The following is a 16,010-nucleotide window of genomic DNA, read 5'->3' as shown; positions in this document are numbered from 1 at the left end:
TCATGCAATGGAAAGCCATTACGGCCCCCGCCGACGTCCGGCCGCCGGCGCCAATGACCATGAGGGTGCAGTCCATTGGCGCGCGGGATTACTTTGCCGCGCATACGCATGAATGGCACCAGGTCGTATACGCCGTCTCTGGCGTCCTCATGGTCACGGCAGACGACCATTCTTTCGCCATCTCCCCAAACCAAGCCGCTTGGATTCCGTCCGGGACAGTTCATAGCGTCGGTTCTTTTCTCGGCGCCGAGTACCGCAGCCTGTGGCTCGCCGACCATCCCGGGGGAACGCTTTCCCAGGGCGGGGTGGCAGTCTTTGGCGTGTCTGCGCTGTTGAAAGCGTTGATCGTTGAGGCGGCGGCAATTCAAGGGCGCTCGGACGAAGACGAATACTTCGGTCGGGTGTATCGGTTGGTGCTCGACCAACTGTGCCGTGCCACCCCGATTTCATTGGTGCTGGCGTGGCCGGCGAGCCGCCCGCTATTGACCATTTGCGAAGCCTTGTACAACCGGCCTGCCGATCAAAGGAGCCCGGACGATTGGGGCAGGGAATTGGGGATGTCCGGGCGGACGCTGGCCAGAAGATTCCTTGCGGAAACCGGGTTGACGCTGCGCGACTGGCGGCGCCGGCTGAAGTTGTTCAGAGCCATCGAACTATTGGAAAGTGGTCTCGACGTAACGGGGACTGCTTTGGAACTCGGCTATGGTTCCACGTCGTCGTTCATCTTTGCGTTCCGCACGGAGATGAAGTGCAGCCCGATGGCGTATATGCGAGCACGCACGCCATACCGTGACATTGCGCCCACATCCGCTCAGAAGGTTGAATTCAGTGAACAGCAGGACCACGAGGCGCCTCGCTCGTACCCGGGGAATTAGGGTTATTCCGGGATTCTTTATGCTTAAACTTTTGTGAAGAATGGGCGGCGGATGCAGGGCCGCCGCCGATAAGGCATGAAGGCGGCTCACCGTGGTGCGGCACGTGACGCACCGTGCGCGACATTGCGGGGTGACGCCCCATCTGGAGAATCGCATGCTGCTGCGTAGACGTTGTCTGGCCGTGATGATGCTGGCGCTGACCGGCTGGACGACGGGTAGCCATGCGCAAACGCCGTCTCAGGCCTGGCCCACCAAACCCGTGCGCCTGGTCGTGGGACTGGCGCCGGGTGGGCTGGTCGATGTGCTGGCGCGCACCGTGCAACCGCACTTGGCCGAGGCCTTCAAGCAGACCGTCATCGTGGAGAATCGGGGCGGTGCGGGCGGCAACGTGGCGGGCGCCGAGGTGGCGCGCAACGGAAAGGACAACCACACCTTCCTGCTCAATCCCTCGACGACCGAGTCGGTCAACCCGCTGATGTTCGCCAACATGCCGTTCGATCCGCAGCAGGATTTGCGGCCGGTTGGGTTGCTGGCCAACAGCCAATTGTTCCTGTTTGTCCGGTCCTCGCTCGGCGTCAACACGCTCGAGGAGTTCGTGGAATACGCGCGCAAGCGGCCCGATCCGCTCAATTATGGTTCGGCCGGCAACGGCACGACGCCGCATCTGGCCGGCGAACTGCTCAAGCAGGCGACGGGCATGCAAGCTACCCATGCGCCGTATCGCGGCGTGGCGCCGGCGATACAAGACCTGGCAGCGGGCCAGATTGACTTCGCGTTTGGCCCTGCGACGGTCTTTCCCATGGTGCAAGCGGGCAAGTTGAAAGTGTTGGCGGTGGCAAGCCGGCAGCGCGCTGCCGTGGCGCCCGACATTCGAACGTTCTCCGAGGGCGGCATTGACGGGGTTTTCGCGGACAGCCTGTTCGGCGTGTATGCCGCCTCGGGCACCCGAGATGATGTGGTCGAGCGCATGAACGCCGAACTCAACAAAGTGCTTGCGCGGCCGGACATCCAGAAGCGCTTTCTGGATGCGGGCGCCGAAGCAATACCGCTGAGCGCGGCCGATTATGCGGCGCGCGTGCAGGAAGAGAAGAAGCTGTTCGCGCCGTTGATGAAATCGTTGGGGTTGAAAGAACAGTAGAAGGCACAAGGATGAGGGTGCCGCACTTAAAAGTCCCGCACCTCATCCACCGCACGATCCAGCGCATCGCGATCCAGCACGGCCGCGCCTTCACCCGCGTCCTCGATGAGCTTGGCCTGGACGGCATCCAGGATGCCCATCAGCGCCACGTAGATCTGATCGCGTTCCACCGTTTCGATGAAGCCGGTGCGCCGGTCGAGCGCGTTGAAGCCTTCGGTATACGCCCGCACGATCTCGGACAGGGTCGCCATCAGCGCTTGCGCATCCGCGGCGTGGGTCGCGGCGGCCTTCAGGGCGTCGGCGCGGGTCTTGCGGTACAACGCGGCGGCTTTCTTGGCCTGGGCGGCCGTGATGTGCTCGCTGCCGTCCCATTCGCGAAACGGATTGTCCAGGTTCGCGGCCAGCCATTCGGGCTTGCGGGGCTTGCTGACTTCCAGATCCAGACCTGCCGTTGCGGCTTTCTTGTAGTCCTTCTTGGCCTGCGCCAGGATCTCAGCGGGCATGCTCGTGAGCCAGAGCGATTGCAGCTTGGGCCAGGCGTCCGGCCCGGGCAGGCGGCTCTCGGCAGGCGGGAACACGTCGTTGATCAGGATCATCGCCAGCTCGCGCAGGGCCGCCAGATGCTCGATGCCGGTGGCCACGCCGGGGGCGCCCCACACATACAGCGAGTGCAGGTGCGGAAAGATACGCGCGACCTCGGCGCAGTCCAGCGTCTTCATGCCGCGCAACGAGATCGCGCCAAGGCGCGTCAATCCGGCGCCGGACCAGATGGCGTTTTCGCGTTCCAGCCGCAACCACATGCCGTCGTCTTCGGCGTGCACGACCAGGTCGGGATGCACTTCACCGCGCAGCGACAGCGTGTTCAGCCCGTCATTCAAATAGAGTTCGCGCACGCCGGTCACGTCAATCGCGACCCGCCCGAACGAGGTGCCGCGCAGGTCGACGAGCGGCTCGCCGAAACTGGCGTATTCCAGTTCGCTGAGAATCGGCTTCGTGCGGGCCCATTCGATCAGCCCGGGCACGGGCGCATCCACGTGCAGCTTGATCAGCAAGGGCATGTCGTCGAACGTCGTGAGCGACGGCGCGGCGAGCAGCGCCGCGCTGTCCAGGCCGCGCATGGCGCGCGTGATCGTGCGGCCCGGTTGCTCCAGCACTATGGTGTTATCGGGCGTATCCGCGTGGGCGGCCGCTTTGAATCGCGCACGGACGCCGGCGTCGATCGCGTTCCAGCGGCGCTGGTTGTAGAGCATGTCGCCACTGGACCAGCCGCCGGAATACGAACGTGACTCCTCGGTCACGAGCGGCTCGCGCCAGCCCACGTGCTTGGCGTGCGCGGGCACCGGCCCGCTGATCCACGTATGGTCCACGCGGTCGCGCCAGAAGTAGAAATCGAAGTGCGCCGGCCGCATCGCGGCGATGTCGGCGTCGCCGGGCAACGCGCTGCCCACCCAGTCCAGGCTCAGCACTGCGATCTCGGCGTCCGCGCCGTCACCCTTCACGTGCGTGATTTGCGAGGCGGTGTAGGCCTGCAGGCGGCGGTTGAACCTGACGTAGATATCGCCGGGCGTGTAAGACATGCGGGGGGCTTCCGATAGGCATTCAAAGAATGCGCAGTATACGGTTGCGATCTGTCCCCATGGATCGCGCACCTTGGCCCCTGTCGCGCAGGTGCCGCCATCGCAGGCTCGGGAGAACATTTGTCCTCCGCTGCAGGTTAAAAGCATATGTCTGAATCGTATTTGGACTCCTGAGCCCCGCGTGTCCATACTGAGCGGCTTTGGCCGCCGCCGTCGGCCAGCCTTCCTTCATTGCATCGGACGCATCATGAGCACCCTGTCACCCGAAGTACAAGCCGCCCAGGCCTTGGGCCGTGAAGCCGGTGTCGGCACCCCCAACGTGCTGACCACCCCGCTGGATCAAGTGCGCCGGCAGGCGCGCGGTTATCAGATCTGGTTGGCTGGGGACGTGCCCGAGGTCGGGCGGGTGGTGGAGCATCGGCTGGATCATCTGCCGGTGCCGGCGACGTTGCGGCTTTACTATCCCGCGGGCTCGGAGGGCAAGGCGCTGCCGCTGTATCTGCATCTGCACGGCGGCGGGTTCGCGCACGGCGATCTGGAAACATTGGATCGCTGGAAACGCGAGATTGCCAATGAGGCCGGCATCGTGACGGGCGGGTTGGAGTATGCGCTGGCGCCCGAAGCACGATACCCGGTGGCGGTGGAGCAGGTGTTGGGGGCGGTGCGCTGGCTGCATGGCAATGCGGCAGCGCTGGGCCTGGATGCAGGACGGTTGAGCCTGGGCGGAGAGTCCGCCGGCGGCAATCTGACGCTGGCGGCGGCGCAACGGCTGCGGGATGCGGGCGAGCCGCTGTTGCGCGCGATTGCGCTGATCTACGGCATGCTGTCGGCGCGCCGTGATACGCCTGCGCAGCAGGAGCTGGGCGATGGCCGCTTTGGGTTGTCGACCGACAAGCTGGATTGGTTCTGGCGCCAGTATGTGGCCGATGAAGCGCAATTGCAGGACCCTGGCGTTGCGCCGCTCTTGGGCAGCGTGCAGGGTCTGCCTCCTGCCATTCTGCAAGCCGCCGAACTCGATCCCTTGCTGGACGACACCAAGGACCTGGCGCAGGCGTTGCGCGAAGCGGGCGCGCAGCCATGGCAGAAAATCTACCCCGGCGTGCCGCACAGCTTCATCAGCATGACCCGCATCCTGCCTCAAGCGCAGGAGGCCCGTTCGGATCTGGTGCGGCAGTTGCGTCTGCTGCTGGCCTGAGCGCCTTGGTTGACCGATCCTGATGCCACGACCACGGCGTCGCGGCATCAGGCCGGAGAGGGCGGCGTCTGAATCGGGGCGCGGTCCCGCTTAACTCCGAACGGGCTTGTTTCCGTGAGACACGCTGGGCGTATCGCGGAACAGCGACATGTGCGTGTGCGTCGCCACCCACGGATCGCCAACGTTTTCACGCGCGAACGACACGGTGGCGCGGCCCAGGCGGTCGAAGGTCTTGCCGTCCGGGTGATAGCCGATCGAGTCCCACACCGCCGCACCGACGGCAAACAGGCGGTCCGGCGACACAAAGGTCTGCACGTCGTCCAGACGCCACAGGAACTTGTCGATGCTGAACCACACGTTGCGCCACTGGTTTTTCTCGGCATGATCGCGGCCATGCACGAAGTTGGTGTACGTGCCGAACGCGACAAAGTCTTCCGCGAACAAATGGCGAGCCGCTGCGTAATCCACGGCTTGGACATGGTCGGACAGTTCCTTGAACCAGGCGCGCACCGCGTCGGCGTCAGCCGGATCGACAGGGGTCAGAGCTTTAACAGACATGGTTTCTCCATGAAAAATTACGAGGAAATCGGGGCGGCGCCGGGAAACCAGCAAGCCACTTTGTGTTCGCCCGCCATGGTCATCAGTGGCGGCGCTTCCTGGCGGCAACGTTCTACCGCCAGGGGGCAACGCGGGTGATACCGACAGCCTGACGGCGGGGACATCGGGCTGGGCGGTTCACCCAGCGCCACCGGAAACGTCCGACGGCCATCGCGATGGCGTTCCGGCTCGGGTACGGCAGCCAGCAAACCGCGCGTGTAGGGATGCAGCGGCCGGTCATAGACATCATCACGACGTCCTGTCTCGACGATCTGGCCGGCATACATGATGGCGATGCGATGCGAGATATGCCGCACCACCGCCAGATCGTGCGCGATCAACAGGAAGGATAGTCCCAGCTCCTGCTGCAAGTCCTGGAACAGATTGATGATCTGCGCCCGCACCGACACGTCCAGCGCCGACACGGGTTCATCGGCCACGATCAGCTCGGGCTGGATCGCCAGCGCGCGGGCAATGCCGACGCGCTGACGTTGACCGCCGGAGAACGCATGGGGATAGCGCTTGGCCGTATCGGCCGGCAGGCCGACCTGCGTGATCAACTGGGCTACGCGCGCTTCGAGCGCACGCCGTCCGGCCGACCAGCCATGCACGATCAAGGGTTCGGCGATCGCATCAAACACGGTGTGACGCGGATTCAAGCTGGTGGTCGGGTCCTGGAACACGAGCTGCATGTGCCGCCGCAGCTCGCGCAATTGCGCGGTGCCAGCGGTGCTGATGTCTTTCCCCTGAAACCGGATGGACCCCGACGTCAACGGCGTGCGGCGCAGGACCGCGCGGCCCAAGGTGGTCTTGCCCGAACCGGATTCGCCTACCAGGCCCAATGTTTCACCGCGCGCCAGTTCCAGCGAAACCCCATCGACCGCGCGCGCGGTCATGGGCCGGCTGAACCAGCCCGCCGAGCGCACCGGGTAATGCACACGCAAATCCTCTACCTGCAACAGGGGCGCCGTCATGCCAGCTCCTTCCAGACCGGTGCAAACGGCCGCACACAGGCGGCCAGACGTCCGGGCGATAGCGATTGCAACGGCGGCCGGGCGGCGCAGGCCGCATCGGCGCCCGGGCAACGTGGCGCGAAGTCGCAATAGCTGCGGCGCACGCGCGGATCGGGCGGCACGCCGTCGATCGCCGTCATGCGGGGCTGGTTATCCGACAGCCGCGGCGTTGCGCGCAGCAGACCCGCCGTATAGGGATGGGCGGGCTGCTCGAACAAGGCATCGGCATCGCCCACCTCCACCAGACGGCCGGCATACATCACGGCCACGCGGTCGGCTACTTGCGCCACCACGCCCAGATCGTGCGTCACCAGCAGCACCGCCAGTTTCAGGCGGGCTTTCAGTTCGGCCAACAGTTCCAGGATTTGCGCCTGGATCGTGACATCCAACGCCGTGGTCGGCTCGTCGGCAATCAGGATCTGCGGATCGCAGGCCAGCGCCATGGCGATCAGGATGCGTTGCCGCTGGCCGCCGGAAAACTCGTGGGGCAGGCGCCCCAGGCGCTCGGCCGGTTTGGGGATGCCGACCTGCTCCAGCAGACCGATGATGCGCACACGACGCGCTGCGGCATCCAGCGCGGTATGGCGCTCCAGCACCTCGTCGATCTGTGTGCCGATGGTCAGGAGCGGATTCAGCGCGCTCATGGGATCTTGAAACACCATGGCGATGCGCCGGCCGCGGATGTCTTCCAGCGCGCGCTCCGGCAGGGTCAGGAGATCCTGGCCGTCAAACACCACGCTGCCGCCGGCCACCCGGCCGGGCAAGGTGGTCAGGCCCATCAACGCCAAGGCGCAGGCGCTTTTGCCGGATCCGCTTTCGCCGACCAAGGCCAGCGTTTCGCCGGCATGCAGTTCAAAGGACACGCGATCGACCGCATTGACACTGCCCTGGCGGGTCAGAAATTCAACGCTCAGGTCACGCACGCTCAACAGAGGCTGCGTTGTCATCGCCCCTCCTTGGCCAGCAGTTTGCGGGCAAAGTCTTTTTCGCGTTCCCGCGGGTCCAGCGCCAGGCGCAGGCGGCTGGCCGCCAGGTTGACGCCTAACACGGTCAGCGCGATGGACAGACCCGGAAAGGTCGCCAGCCACCAAGCGCTGGTCAGATAGTTGCGGCCGTTGGCCACGTCCAGGCCCCACGATACGCCCGGCGGTTGCACGCCGACACCCAGAAACGACAGGGCAGCCTCGGCCAGCACGACGCGCGCGAACTCCAGCACCATCAAGGTGATCAGCGGCGCGGCCAGATTGGGCAGGACATGGCGCAGCAGGATGCGCGCTGGCCGCGCGCCAGCCATTTCGGCGCTTTCGATATAGGGCAGCTGGCGCACCGACAGCACCACGCTGCGGATCTGGCGCGCGTAGACCATCCAGCCGTTCAGGGCCAGGGCCAGAATCACCGTTCCCGGGCCGGGACCCAGAATCACGAGGATCACCAAAGACAGCAGCAAGCCGGGGAAGGCCACGTGGATATCGACCCAGCGCATCAGCACGGCGTCCACCCGCCCGCCGGCAAAACCGGCAATCAGCCCCACCAGCACGCCCACGCCGGCCGAGATCGCCACCACGGCGGCGCCGATGAATATCGACAGCCGCGCGCCGTGCAGCACCCGGCTCAGCACATCGCGGCCCAGGTTGTCCGTGCCCAGCAAATTCGCCAGGCTGCCGCGTTCTTCCCAGGCCGGCGGACGCAGGCGTGCCGACAGCTTGATCGTGGCGGGGTCATAAGGCGCCAGCCACGGCAGGATGATGGCAACGGCCGCCAGCGCCAGCAACAGCACCACAGCCAGAATCCAGCCACGCTGGCGATCCGACAAGGCACGCCAGCCACGTGCCGCCGGTGCGGACACCGGCACTTCCCACACAGGCGTGCTCATACCGCGATTCTCCGGTCCAGCACCCGGTACACGATGTCCAGGCAGAAATTCAGAATCACGATCAGGAAGGCGATGAAGAAGACCACGGCCTGCAGCAGCACCAGATCCTGGCGCTCGATGGCCTGCACCGCCGTCTGGCCCAGCCCCGGCCAGGCGAACACGGTTTCGACCACGACGGTATGGCCGGCCAGCATGGCGGCGAATTCCCAGCCCAGCAGCGCGACCGTCGGCACGGCGGCATTGCGCAAGGCATGCACCAGCACGACGCGCCGCGAGCGCAATCCCTTGGCGCGCGCCGTGCGCACGTATTGCGAATTGAGTTCATCGATCAGCGCCGAGCGCAACATCATGGCGATGCGGCCCAAGGCCGGCAGCGCTAGCGTCATGATGGGCAGCACGGCGCTGGCCGCGGTGTCCGAACCCGATGAGGGCAGCCAGTTCAAGGTCACGGCAAACAGCAGGATCAGCAGCAAGCCCAGCCAGAACTGCGGCAGGGACAGACCGCTCAAGCTTAGGAACACCGAAATGCGGTCCGCCCATTGCCCGGGCTTCAGGGCAGCGGCAATGGCCAGCGGCACGCCCAGCAGCACGGCGACGGTCAGCGCGCCCAGGCACAAGGTGAGCGTGCCCGACAGGCGTTCCAGCACGATGTCCACGGCCGGCCGGTGTTGCCAGAGCGAGTCGCCGAACTGAAAGCTGGCCATGTCGCGCAGATAGTGCAGGTACTGCAGCCAGATCGGCCCATCCATGCCCAAGGCGCGCGCCAGCACGGCGCGGTCTTCGGCCGAGGCATCGACCGGCAGCATGGCCTGCACCGGGTCGCCGATAAGCCGCGTGACGACGAACACGATCGTCGTCACGCCCAACACGACCAGCAAGCCTTGCAGAAAGCGGCCCAGCAAAAAGCGCGGCAAGCCGCGCCCGCCCTGATCAGTCGGTGACACGGAAGTCCTTGAGCGGAATCAGGCCGTCGACGCGCGGCGAGAAATCCACCCGCTTGGACAAACCGAAAATCTCGCCGCCATCGAGCAGGAAGACGAGATAGGCCTGATCGCGGCCGATCTGCAGCGCCTTGGAATACAAGGCCTGTCGCTTGGCGGGATCGGCTTCCTGACGCGCGTCTTCGATCAGCTTTTTCAGCTCGGCGTTGTCGTTGGCGGCTGCGACGCCGCCTTCGGCGTAATAGGCGCTGAGCGTGCGATCCGCGTCCAGCAACTGGTTCGAATGGCTGCTGCTGATCTGCGCTTCGGTCGGCACGCGGTTCTTGTTCAGCGCGTCCAGGTATTCGGCCCAGGCCAGCACCCGGAAGTTGACCTTCAGGCCCGCGGCCTCCCAGTAGGCGGCAATGGTTTCCGCCAGTTCCTTGTCTTTCAGCCAGCGGCCCGAGGGGGCGTAGAGGTCGATGCTTTTGCCATGGGCGCCGGCGGCTTTCAGCAGCTCGGTCGCGCGCTTGGGATCGTACGGATAGGGCTTGATGGAGGCGTCATAGCCAAACCAGCCCGGCGCCAGCAATTGGCCGTGCGACACAGACGCGTAGCCGCCATAGAGGTCGTTGGCCAGCGCTTCCTTGTCCACCGCGTAGTTCAAGGCCTGGCGCACGCGCACGTCGGCCGTCAGGCCTTTCAGGGCGTTGAGCGACACAAAGGGCAGGTCGGTGCCCTTGAGCGTCACGGCCTTTGCCACGCGCTTGGTGTCTTCCGGCAGCAGATTGGTGATGAAGTCGAAGTCGCCGGCGCGCAGGCCCGACAGGCGCGTGCCGGGTTCGGCGACGAAGCGATAGGTGGCGCGGTCGACATTGCCGACGGCCTTGGGGTTCCAGTAATTCGGGTTCTTGGTGAGGACGATGCGGTTGCCCTTGGACCATTCCGTCAGCACATAGGGGCCGCTGCCCACCGGCTTCTGGCTCAGGCTGCCATCGGCGGCCGCGGCCGGCGACACGATGGTCAGCCAGGACAGACGCGCGGGCAGCGCCGGATCGGCGCCGTTGGTGTGCACCTTGACGGTCACGGCGTCCACGGCCTCGGCCTGCTTGATGCCAAGAAAGAACGGACGCTGGCGCGAGGCGGTCTTGGGGTCCACGATGCGGTTGATGCTGGCGGCCACGGCAGCCGCATCCAGGGGCTTGCCGTCGCTGAACTTGAGGTCCGGACGCAGCGTGACCTCCCAGGTCGTCGCGTCGATCTGACGGGGCAGGGCCGTCGCCAATTGCGGCACCAGCTCGCCCGCGGGTGTGCGGGTCAGCAGGGTTTCGAAGATGTTGCGCGACACGGCGCGCTCGGAACCGTCCTGCGCCGTCTGCGGATCCAGCGTCGAGGGCTCGGTGCCCAGCGCCAACGTGATATCAGCCGCCTGGGCGGCGCTCAGCACCGACGCAGACAGCAGCAAACCCAATAACTGGTTAAGGCGCATGGCGCACTCCGGATCCATCGTAAATAAGGAAAACGAAGTTTGCCGTCAGAAAATCAAACGTGCCGTTCTAAGGATATGTCGCGGAATTACTTGACTGCCGCGGGGCGGGTTGCGGTACTACGCCGCCCCGGACAGCAACACGGGCAGTTCCCAGGCCCGATGCTGCACCGGCTCGCCCAGATACTTTTCCACCTGCACCAGGGCGGTCTGGGCGCTGGGGCCCTGCGTCAGTCGCGAGGTTCCGATGTCCGCGGTCAGTGCGTTCGGATTGCCATGCCTGTCCAGAGGGCCGTCGGGATCCGACCAGGCGCCCGTCGCCATGATCACGACGCCGCGCGACAGCCCGTCGTCCAGCACAGCGCCCGCCAGACAGGCGCCACGGTCGTTGAACACCCGCAGCACATCGCCTTCGCTGATGCCGCGCTCGGCCGCATCCAGCGGGTTGATCGCAATGGGCTCATGGCCGGACACCTTGCCGGCGCGCGACAAGCTGGCGGGATCCAGTTGGCTGTGCAGCCGCGTGCGCGGTTGATTGGTCAGCAGATGCAGCGGCCATTGCTCGGCGGCCGGCGCGCCCAGCCATTCGGTCGGCGGCAGCCAGGCCGGATACCCGGGGCAATCGTCATAGCCATAACCGGCCACCGCTTCGGAATACAGCTCGATCCGCCCGGACTTTGTGTACAGCGGGTTGGCGGCCGGATCCTGCCGAAAGCGCTCAAACAGCACGTAGGGCGTTTCGGGTGGCGGCACTTCGGCATGCCCGCGCGCCCAGAAGGTGTCGAAGTCAGGCAGTTCCACGCCCCGCGCCTGGCATCCCGCCCGCATGCCGTCATAGACGTGCCGGCACCAGCCGGGCACATCGCGCCCCGCGGTGAACGCCTCGCCAAAGCCGGCGCGCCGCGCGAGTTCCGCGAAGATATCGAAATCGTTTCGCGCCTCGGCTTGCGGCTCCACGGCGCGATGCATGGCGAACACGTAAGGATCGCGCGACGACCCGCCCACATCTTCGCGCTCGAGCGCCGTCGTGGCGGGCAGCACGATATCGGCGCGCCGTGCCAACGGTGTCCAGAGGGACTCGTGCACGATCACCGTCTCGGGCTTGTTCCAGGCCTGCCGCAAGCGATTCTGGTCCTGATGGTGATGGAAGGGATTGCCGCCGGCCCAGTAGATCAGCTTCACGTCCGGGTACACATGGCGCCCACCGTTGAATTCGTATTCCGTGCCCGGCGCCAGCAGCATGTCGGCGATGCGCGCGACCGGAATCGCCAGGCCCGACGGGTTCTTGGGCACGGGAATCTCCGGCCCCGGCACCTGGCGGCGCGGCTGGCCGACGCCGTTCAACGAGGCATGGCCAAAGGCAAAGCCGCCGCCGGGCAGGCCGATCTGGCCGAGCATGGCCGCCAGTCCGATCAATGCCCAATACGGCTGCTCGCCATGCTGCGCACGCTGCAAGGCCCACGCAGCCGTCAACAGGCTGCGCTGCTGTGCGGCCTCGCGCGCCAGGGCCGCAATGCGGGTCGCCGGAATGCCGGTAATCGCCGCAGCCCACGCCGCATCCTTGGGCTGGCCATCGGTATCGCCGCGCAAGTACGCGGCCCAGCGCTCGAACCCGGTGCAATGGCTGGCTAGAAATGCTTCGTCGTGAAGGTCCTGGGTCAGCAGGGTATGCGCCATGCCCAGCATCAACGCCGTGTCGGTGTTGGGCCGTATCGGCAGCCACTCGGCCGCCATTTCGGCGGGAATGTCGGCCCGGGTGGGGCTGACCACCACCAGCTTGATGCCGCGCCGCTGGGCCTCGCCCAACCATCCCGGCAGGTTGTGCAGACCTGCGCCGCCCGACGTCACCTGGCTGTTCTTAACCGGAATGCCGCCAAACGCGATCAGCACCCGGGTGTGTTCCAGCACGCTGTCCCAATCGGTCACATCGCCGCTGACGGGAGAGGTGGTGCCGATGACATACGGCAGTAGAAACTGCGCGGCGCCCCAGCTGTAGTTGCCGATCTGATCGACGCAGCCGCCGCCCAGGAACAGGAACCGCCGGATCAGGCTGCGCGCATGATGGACCCGCCCGGCCGAGGACCAGCCATACGAGCCGCCAAATATTCCGGCCGCACCATGCTTGGCGCGCACGCGCGTCAGCTCGCCCGACACGAGGTCGAGCGCGCGGTCCCAGGAAATTTCGATGTAGTCGTCGCCCTCGCGGTCGCGGCGGCCTTCAAGCCAGCCGCGCCGCACCGCGGGACGGCGCACGCGCAGTGGCGAATGCACCATCTCGGGTATGGAATCCAGCATGGGCGAGGGCGCCGGATCCGGCTCAAAAGGCTCGCAGCCGACCAGGCGGCCGGCTTCGGTAATTGCCGTGAAGGCGCCCCAATGCGCGAGCGAGGGGTGACGCGTACGTGCCATGCGGAAAACTCAGAGTGCTTGATCGTCGAAATCATACTGCGGCGGGTGCAGGCCCGATGCATCACCTTCGCGGGCACCTCCCGGCAGTGACTTAGAATGGCCGGTCAGGATCGGCCATTTCCGTGCCGATCAGCAGACCGTTCAACAACCGTATGGCAACGACATTCCAGCTGGATACGCTCAAGATTCAAATGAACGAGGCGGCGCTCCAGCGGTTGGATCTGCATCAGCGCATCCAGCGGGCGCTGCGCGCGCTGATCCTGGACGGCGCGCTGGGACCGCGGGTCAAGCTGCCCGCGACGCGCAGCTTGGCCAAGTCGCTGGGCGTGTCCCGCGACACCGTCGAAAACGCCTACGTGCAACTGCATCGCGATGGCTACATCGTGCGTCGCGAGGGCTCGGGCAGCTATGTGTCCGAGACGGTGGGAATCGAACTGCGGGGCGCGACGCGCAAGCGGGCAAGGCTGGAGCGCAAGCCCGGCGCGGCGCAGCCGGGTGCGGGGCTGAGCCGGCGCGGGCGGGCGATCCTGGATAGCGGCGGCGTGTCAGACCAGCAGGTCATCAAGGCGTTCGCCACCGGGCTGCCCGAGACGCGCACGTTTCCCACTGGCGTCTGGGAACGCCTGCAGCGCCAAGTCATGAAGGACAGCCGCAGCCACGTGCTGCTGCATGGCGAACCGCAGGGCGCTGAACCGCTGCGCCGCGCCATCGCTGCCTATCTGAATCTGGAGCGTGGCGCCAAGGTCGTGCCCGAGCAGGTTCTGGTGCTCAGCAGCACCCGGCAAGCGCTCTTCCTGTGCGCGCAACTGCTGGCCGACGCCGACAAGCCCATCCTGATGGAGAACCCCGGTTACTTTGGCGCCCGCAAGTCGTTCGAGGCCGCCGAAACGCGGATCGTGCCGATAGACGTCGACGCGCAGGGCATACGCATGGACCTCCTGCGCGCGGACCGCAGCGGCGCCAGTTGCGTGTATGTGACGCCGTCGCACCAGTATCCGACGGGCGTGACGTTGTCGCTGGAACGCAGGCTGGAGCTGATCGGTTGGGCCGCCGACCATGGCAAGTGGATCATCGAGGACGACTACGACAGCGAATTCCATTACGACGGTTTGCCGACTGCTTGCGTGCAGGGTCTGGACCGGCATCAGCGCACCTTGTACCTGGGTACGTTCAGCAAGACGCTGTTTCCCGGCCTGAGGATGGGATACATGGCGCTGCCGCCGGAATTGGTCGACGCCTTTTCACGGGCGCGCAGCATCATGGACGGACACACGCCGCAGATACTGCAGTTGACACTGGCCCGCTTCATGGAAGACGGTCATTACCATTCGCACGTGCGGGCGATGCGCAAGCTGTACGCGGGGCGCCGCGAGGTTCTGCTGGCGTCGCTGGTCAAGCGGCTGGGCCACGTCGTGCAGGCAGTGCGTCCCCCCGGCGGCCTGCAGATCCCGTGCCTGCTCGAGCCGGGCTGGTCCGAGGAAAGGACCCAGCTTCTGGCGGAGCGCGCCGGCCTGCGCCTGCCCGGCCTCAGCCGGCTGTATGCCGGCCCGTACAAGCAGCCGGGCTGGCTGTTGGGCTATGCGTCGTTGACGGCCTACGAGATCGAGGACGCCGTGCGGCGTCTGGAGAACTCGCTGTCAAGGGCTTGACCGGCCTTGATTGGGCAGCATGGCGTGCCGTCCCTGAGGGCCGCCGTGCATCAGCAGATGCGCGGTCAAGCCGGCCACCAGGCCCCAGAATGCGCCGCCCACGCCTAGCATCGTGACGTTCGCGGCGGTGGCCAGAAAGGTGATGAGCGCCGTCTCACGCGTGCGCGCGTCGGCCATGGCGTTGGCCAGGCTGCCGCCAATCGCGCCAAGCAAGGCAAGGCCGGCCAGTGTGGTGATGAATGCCTTGGGCAGCACCATGAACAGTGTCGCCAACGTAACGCCGAAGGTGCCGACCAGAATGTAGAACGCGCCGCAGGCCAGACCCGCGATGTAACGCTTGGCGGGATCTTCATGGGCGTCCTTGCCGGTGCAGATGGCGGCGGTGATTGCCGCGACATTGAATGCGTGTGCCCCGAAAGGCGCCATCACGAGCGAGCCCAGTCCCGTCACGGTCAGGATCGGATTCGCGCTGGTCCGGTAGCCATCGTTGCGCAGCACCAGCATGCCGGGCATGTATTGACCCGTGAGCGTGATGATGAAAAGGGGCAGCGCAACGCCCAGCGCGGCCTGCAGCGAGAAGCCGGGCATTTCGAACACGGGCGCCGCCAGGCGCAGATGGACCGCCGAGAAGTCGATCCGGCCCTGCGCGATGAGCAATGCGAGGCCGATGGCCAGGATGCCGATCACGGCGAAGCGCGAGGAGAAGCGCTTGAGCAGCGCGTAGGACACCACCAGCGCGATCACCAGCAGGGGGTCGGCGCTGGCGCCGCCAAAGGCATTGACGCCAAACTGCAGCAGGATGCCCGCCAGCAGACCAGCGGCGATGCCAGCCGGGATCCTGCGCACAAGCTTTTCGAATGCACCCGACAGTCCCAGCACGATGAAACCCAGCGCCGACAACATGTACGCGCCGATGACTTCCTGATAAGGCGTGAAAGGCATGACCGTGGCAAGGAACGCGGCGCCGGGCGTGGACCACGCCGTAATGATGGGCGCCTTGTAGCGCCAGCTGAGCAGCACGCCGGTCACGCCCACCCCGATGGATACCGCCCATACCCAGGAGGTGGTCTGCGCCGGCGTCAAGCGGGCCAGCTCTGCCGCCTGAAACACCAGGACAAAGGTGCCGCCGTAGTTCACCATCACCGATATCAGTGCCGCGACGGTCGGGGAAAGGAAGTCGGCGAGTCGGATACCCGCCCGAGGTGCTGTCATGAATCACTCCGCATTCAAGGGGCGCCCGGCCGCGGGCCGGACTTGAACGGGGAGTCTATGGGGGGC

The 16,010-nt window shown here is 65.9% G+C and carries 13 protein-coding genes; 4 read left to right on the top strand and 9 right to left on the bottom strand.

All coding sequences use genetic code 11. The features are described from left to right. The first annotated feature begins 2 nt into the window (after nt 1-2). Both AB3147_RS23515 and AB3147_RS23510 read left to right on the top strand, forming a co-directional pair. Complete coding sequence (locus tag AB3147_RS23515; RefSeq protein ID WP_343736792.1) at nt 3-875, top strand: AraC family transcriptional regulator; 873 nt, start codon at nt 3-5, stop codon at nt 873-875. A 154-nt stretch (nt 876-1,029) separates the two neighbouring features. Continuing rightward, nucleotides 1,030-2,013: a Bug family tripartite tricarboxylate transporter substrate binding protein gene (locus tag AB3147_RS23510; RefSeq protein ID WP_367353123.1), complete on the top strand. Its 984-nt coding sequence runs from the start codon at nt 1,030-1,032 to the stop codon at nt 2,011-2,013. 26 nt (nt 2,014-2,039) lie between these two features. On the opposite strand, the gene AB3147_RS23505 is transcribed toward AB3147_RS23510, so the two are convergent. Beyond that, the gene (locus tag AB3147_RS23505; RefSeq protein WP_367353122.1) at nt 2,040-3,590 is read right to left on the bottom strand and encodes a hypothetical protein; all 1,551 of its coding nucleotides are present in this window, start codon (nt 3,588-3,590) and stop codon (nt 2,040-2,042) included. Nucleotides 3,591-3,837: 247 nt separating this feature from the next. Between AB3147_RS23505 and AB3147_RS23500 the strand changes: the two genes are divergently transcribed. Further along, complete coding sequence (locus AB3147_RS23500) at nt 3,838-4,785, top strand: alpha/beta hydrolase (protein WP_239211876.1); 948 nt, start codon at nt 3,838-3,840, stop codon at nt 4,783-4,785. Nucleotides 4,786-4,875: 90 nt separating this feature from the next. Here AB3147_RS23500 and AB3147_RS23495 read toward each other — a convergent pair whose 3' ends face one another. The 7 genes from AB3147_RS23495 to AB3147_RS23465 form a co-directional block, all read right to left on the bottom strand. After that, the gene (locus tag AB3147_RS23495; RefSeq protein ID WP_175122611.1) at nt 4,876-5,343 is read right to left on the bottom strand and encodes a YybH family protein; all 468 of its coding nucleotides are present in this window, start codon (nt 5,341-5,343) and stop codon (nt 4,876-4,878) included. Nucleotides 5,344-5,360: 17 nt separating this feature from the next. Next, entirely contained in the window at nt 5,361-6,356 is a 996-nt protein-coding gene (locus AB3147_RS23490; protein ID WP_239211879.1) for an ABC transporter ATP-binding protein, read from the bottom strand. After that, the gene (locus AB3147_RS23485; protein WP_367353121.1) at nt 6,353-7,342 is read right to left on the bottom strand and encodes an ABC transporter ATP-binding protein; all 990 of its coding nucleotides are present in this window, start codon (nt 7,340-7,342) and stop codon (nt 6,353-6,355) included. Before AB3147_RS23485 ends, AB3147_RS23490 begins: the two co-directional genes overlap by 4 nt. After that, nucleotides 7,339-8,268, bottom strand: a complete 930-nt coding sequence (locus AB3147_RS23480) for an ABC transporter permease (protein WP_175184589.1) — start codon at nt 8,266-8,268, stop codon at nt 7,339-7,341. Before AB3147_RS23480 ends, AB3147_RS23485 begins: the two co-directional genes overlap by 4 nt. Next, a complete protein-coding gene (locus AB3147_RS23475) occupies nt 8,265-9,212 on the bottom strand; it encodes an ABC transporter permease (protein ID WP_367353120.1) in 948 nt (315 codons plus the stop codon). Before AB3147_RS23475 ends, AB3147_RS23480 begins: the two co-directional genes overlap by 4 nt. Continuing rightward, complete coding sequence (locus tag AB3147_RS23470) at nt 9,199-10,677, bottom strand: ABC transporter substrate-binding protein (protein ID WP_218342945.1); 1,479 nt, start codon at nt 10,675-10,677, stop codon at nt 9,199-9,201. Before AB3147_RS23470 ends, AB3147_RS23475 begins: the two co-directional genes overlap by 14 nt. Nucleotides 10,678-10,794: 117 nt before the next feature. Beyond that, nucleotides 10,795-13,083: a molybdopterin-dependent oxidoreductase gene (locus tag AB3147_RS23465; RefSeq protein ID WP_367353119.1), complete on the bottom strand. Its 2,289-nt coding sequence runs from the start codon at nt 13,081-13,083 to the stop codon at nt 10,795-10,797. 152 nt (nt 13,084-13,235) lie between these two features. Here AB3147_RS23465 and AB3147_RS23460 point away from each other — a divergent pair, with 152 nt between their 5' ends. Beyond that, nucleotides 13,236-14,732: a MocR-like pyridoxine biosynthesis transcription factor PdxR gene (locus AB3147_RS23460; protein WP_367353578.1), complete on the top strand. Its 1,497-nt coding sequence runs from the start codon at nt 13,236-13,238 to the stop codon at nt 14,730-14,732. Here AB3147_RS23460 and AB3147_RS23455 read toward each other — a convergent pair. Next, nucleotides 14,721-15,944, bottom strand: coding sequence for a benzoate/H(+) symporter BenE family transporter (locus AB3147_RS23455; RefSeq protein ID WP_367353118.1), 1,224 nt, complete (start codon nt 15,942-15,944; stop codon nt 14,721-14,723). The genes AB3147_RS23460 and AB3147_RS23455 overlap by 12 nt on opposite strands. Between the last annotated feature and the right edge of the window lie 66 nt (nt 15,945-16,010).

The sequence above is a fragment of the Achromobacter animicus genome (assembly GCF_040775605.1).
In the GTDB taxonomy this organism is placed as follows: domain Bacteria; phylum Pseudomonadota; class Gammaproteobacteria; order Burkholderiales; family Burkholderiaceae_B; genus Achromobacter; species Achromobacter animicus.
This window is presented reverse-complemented; position numbering and strand designations above follow the sequence as displayed.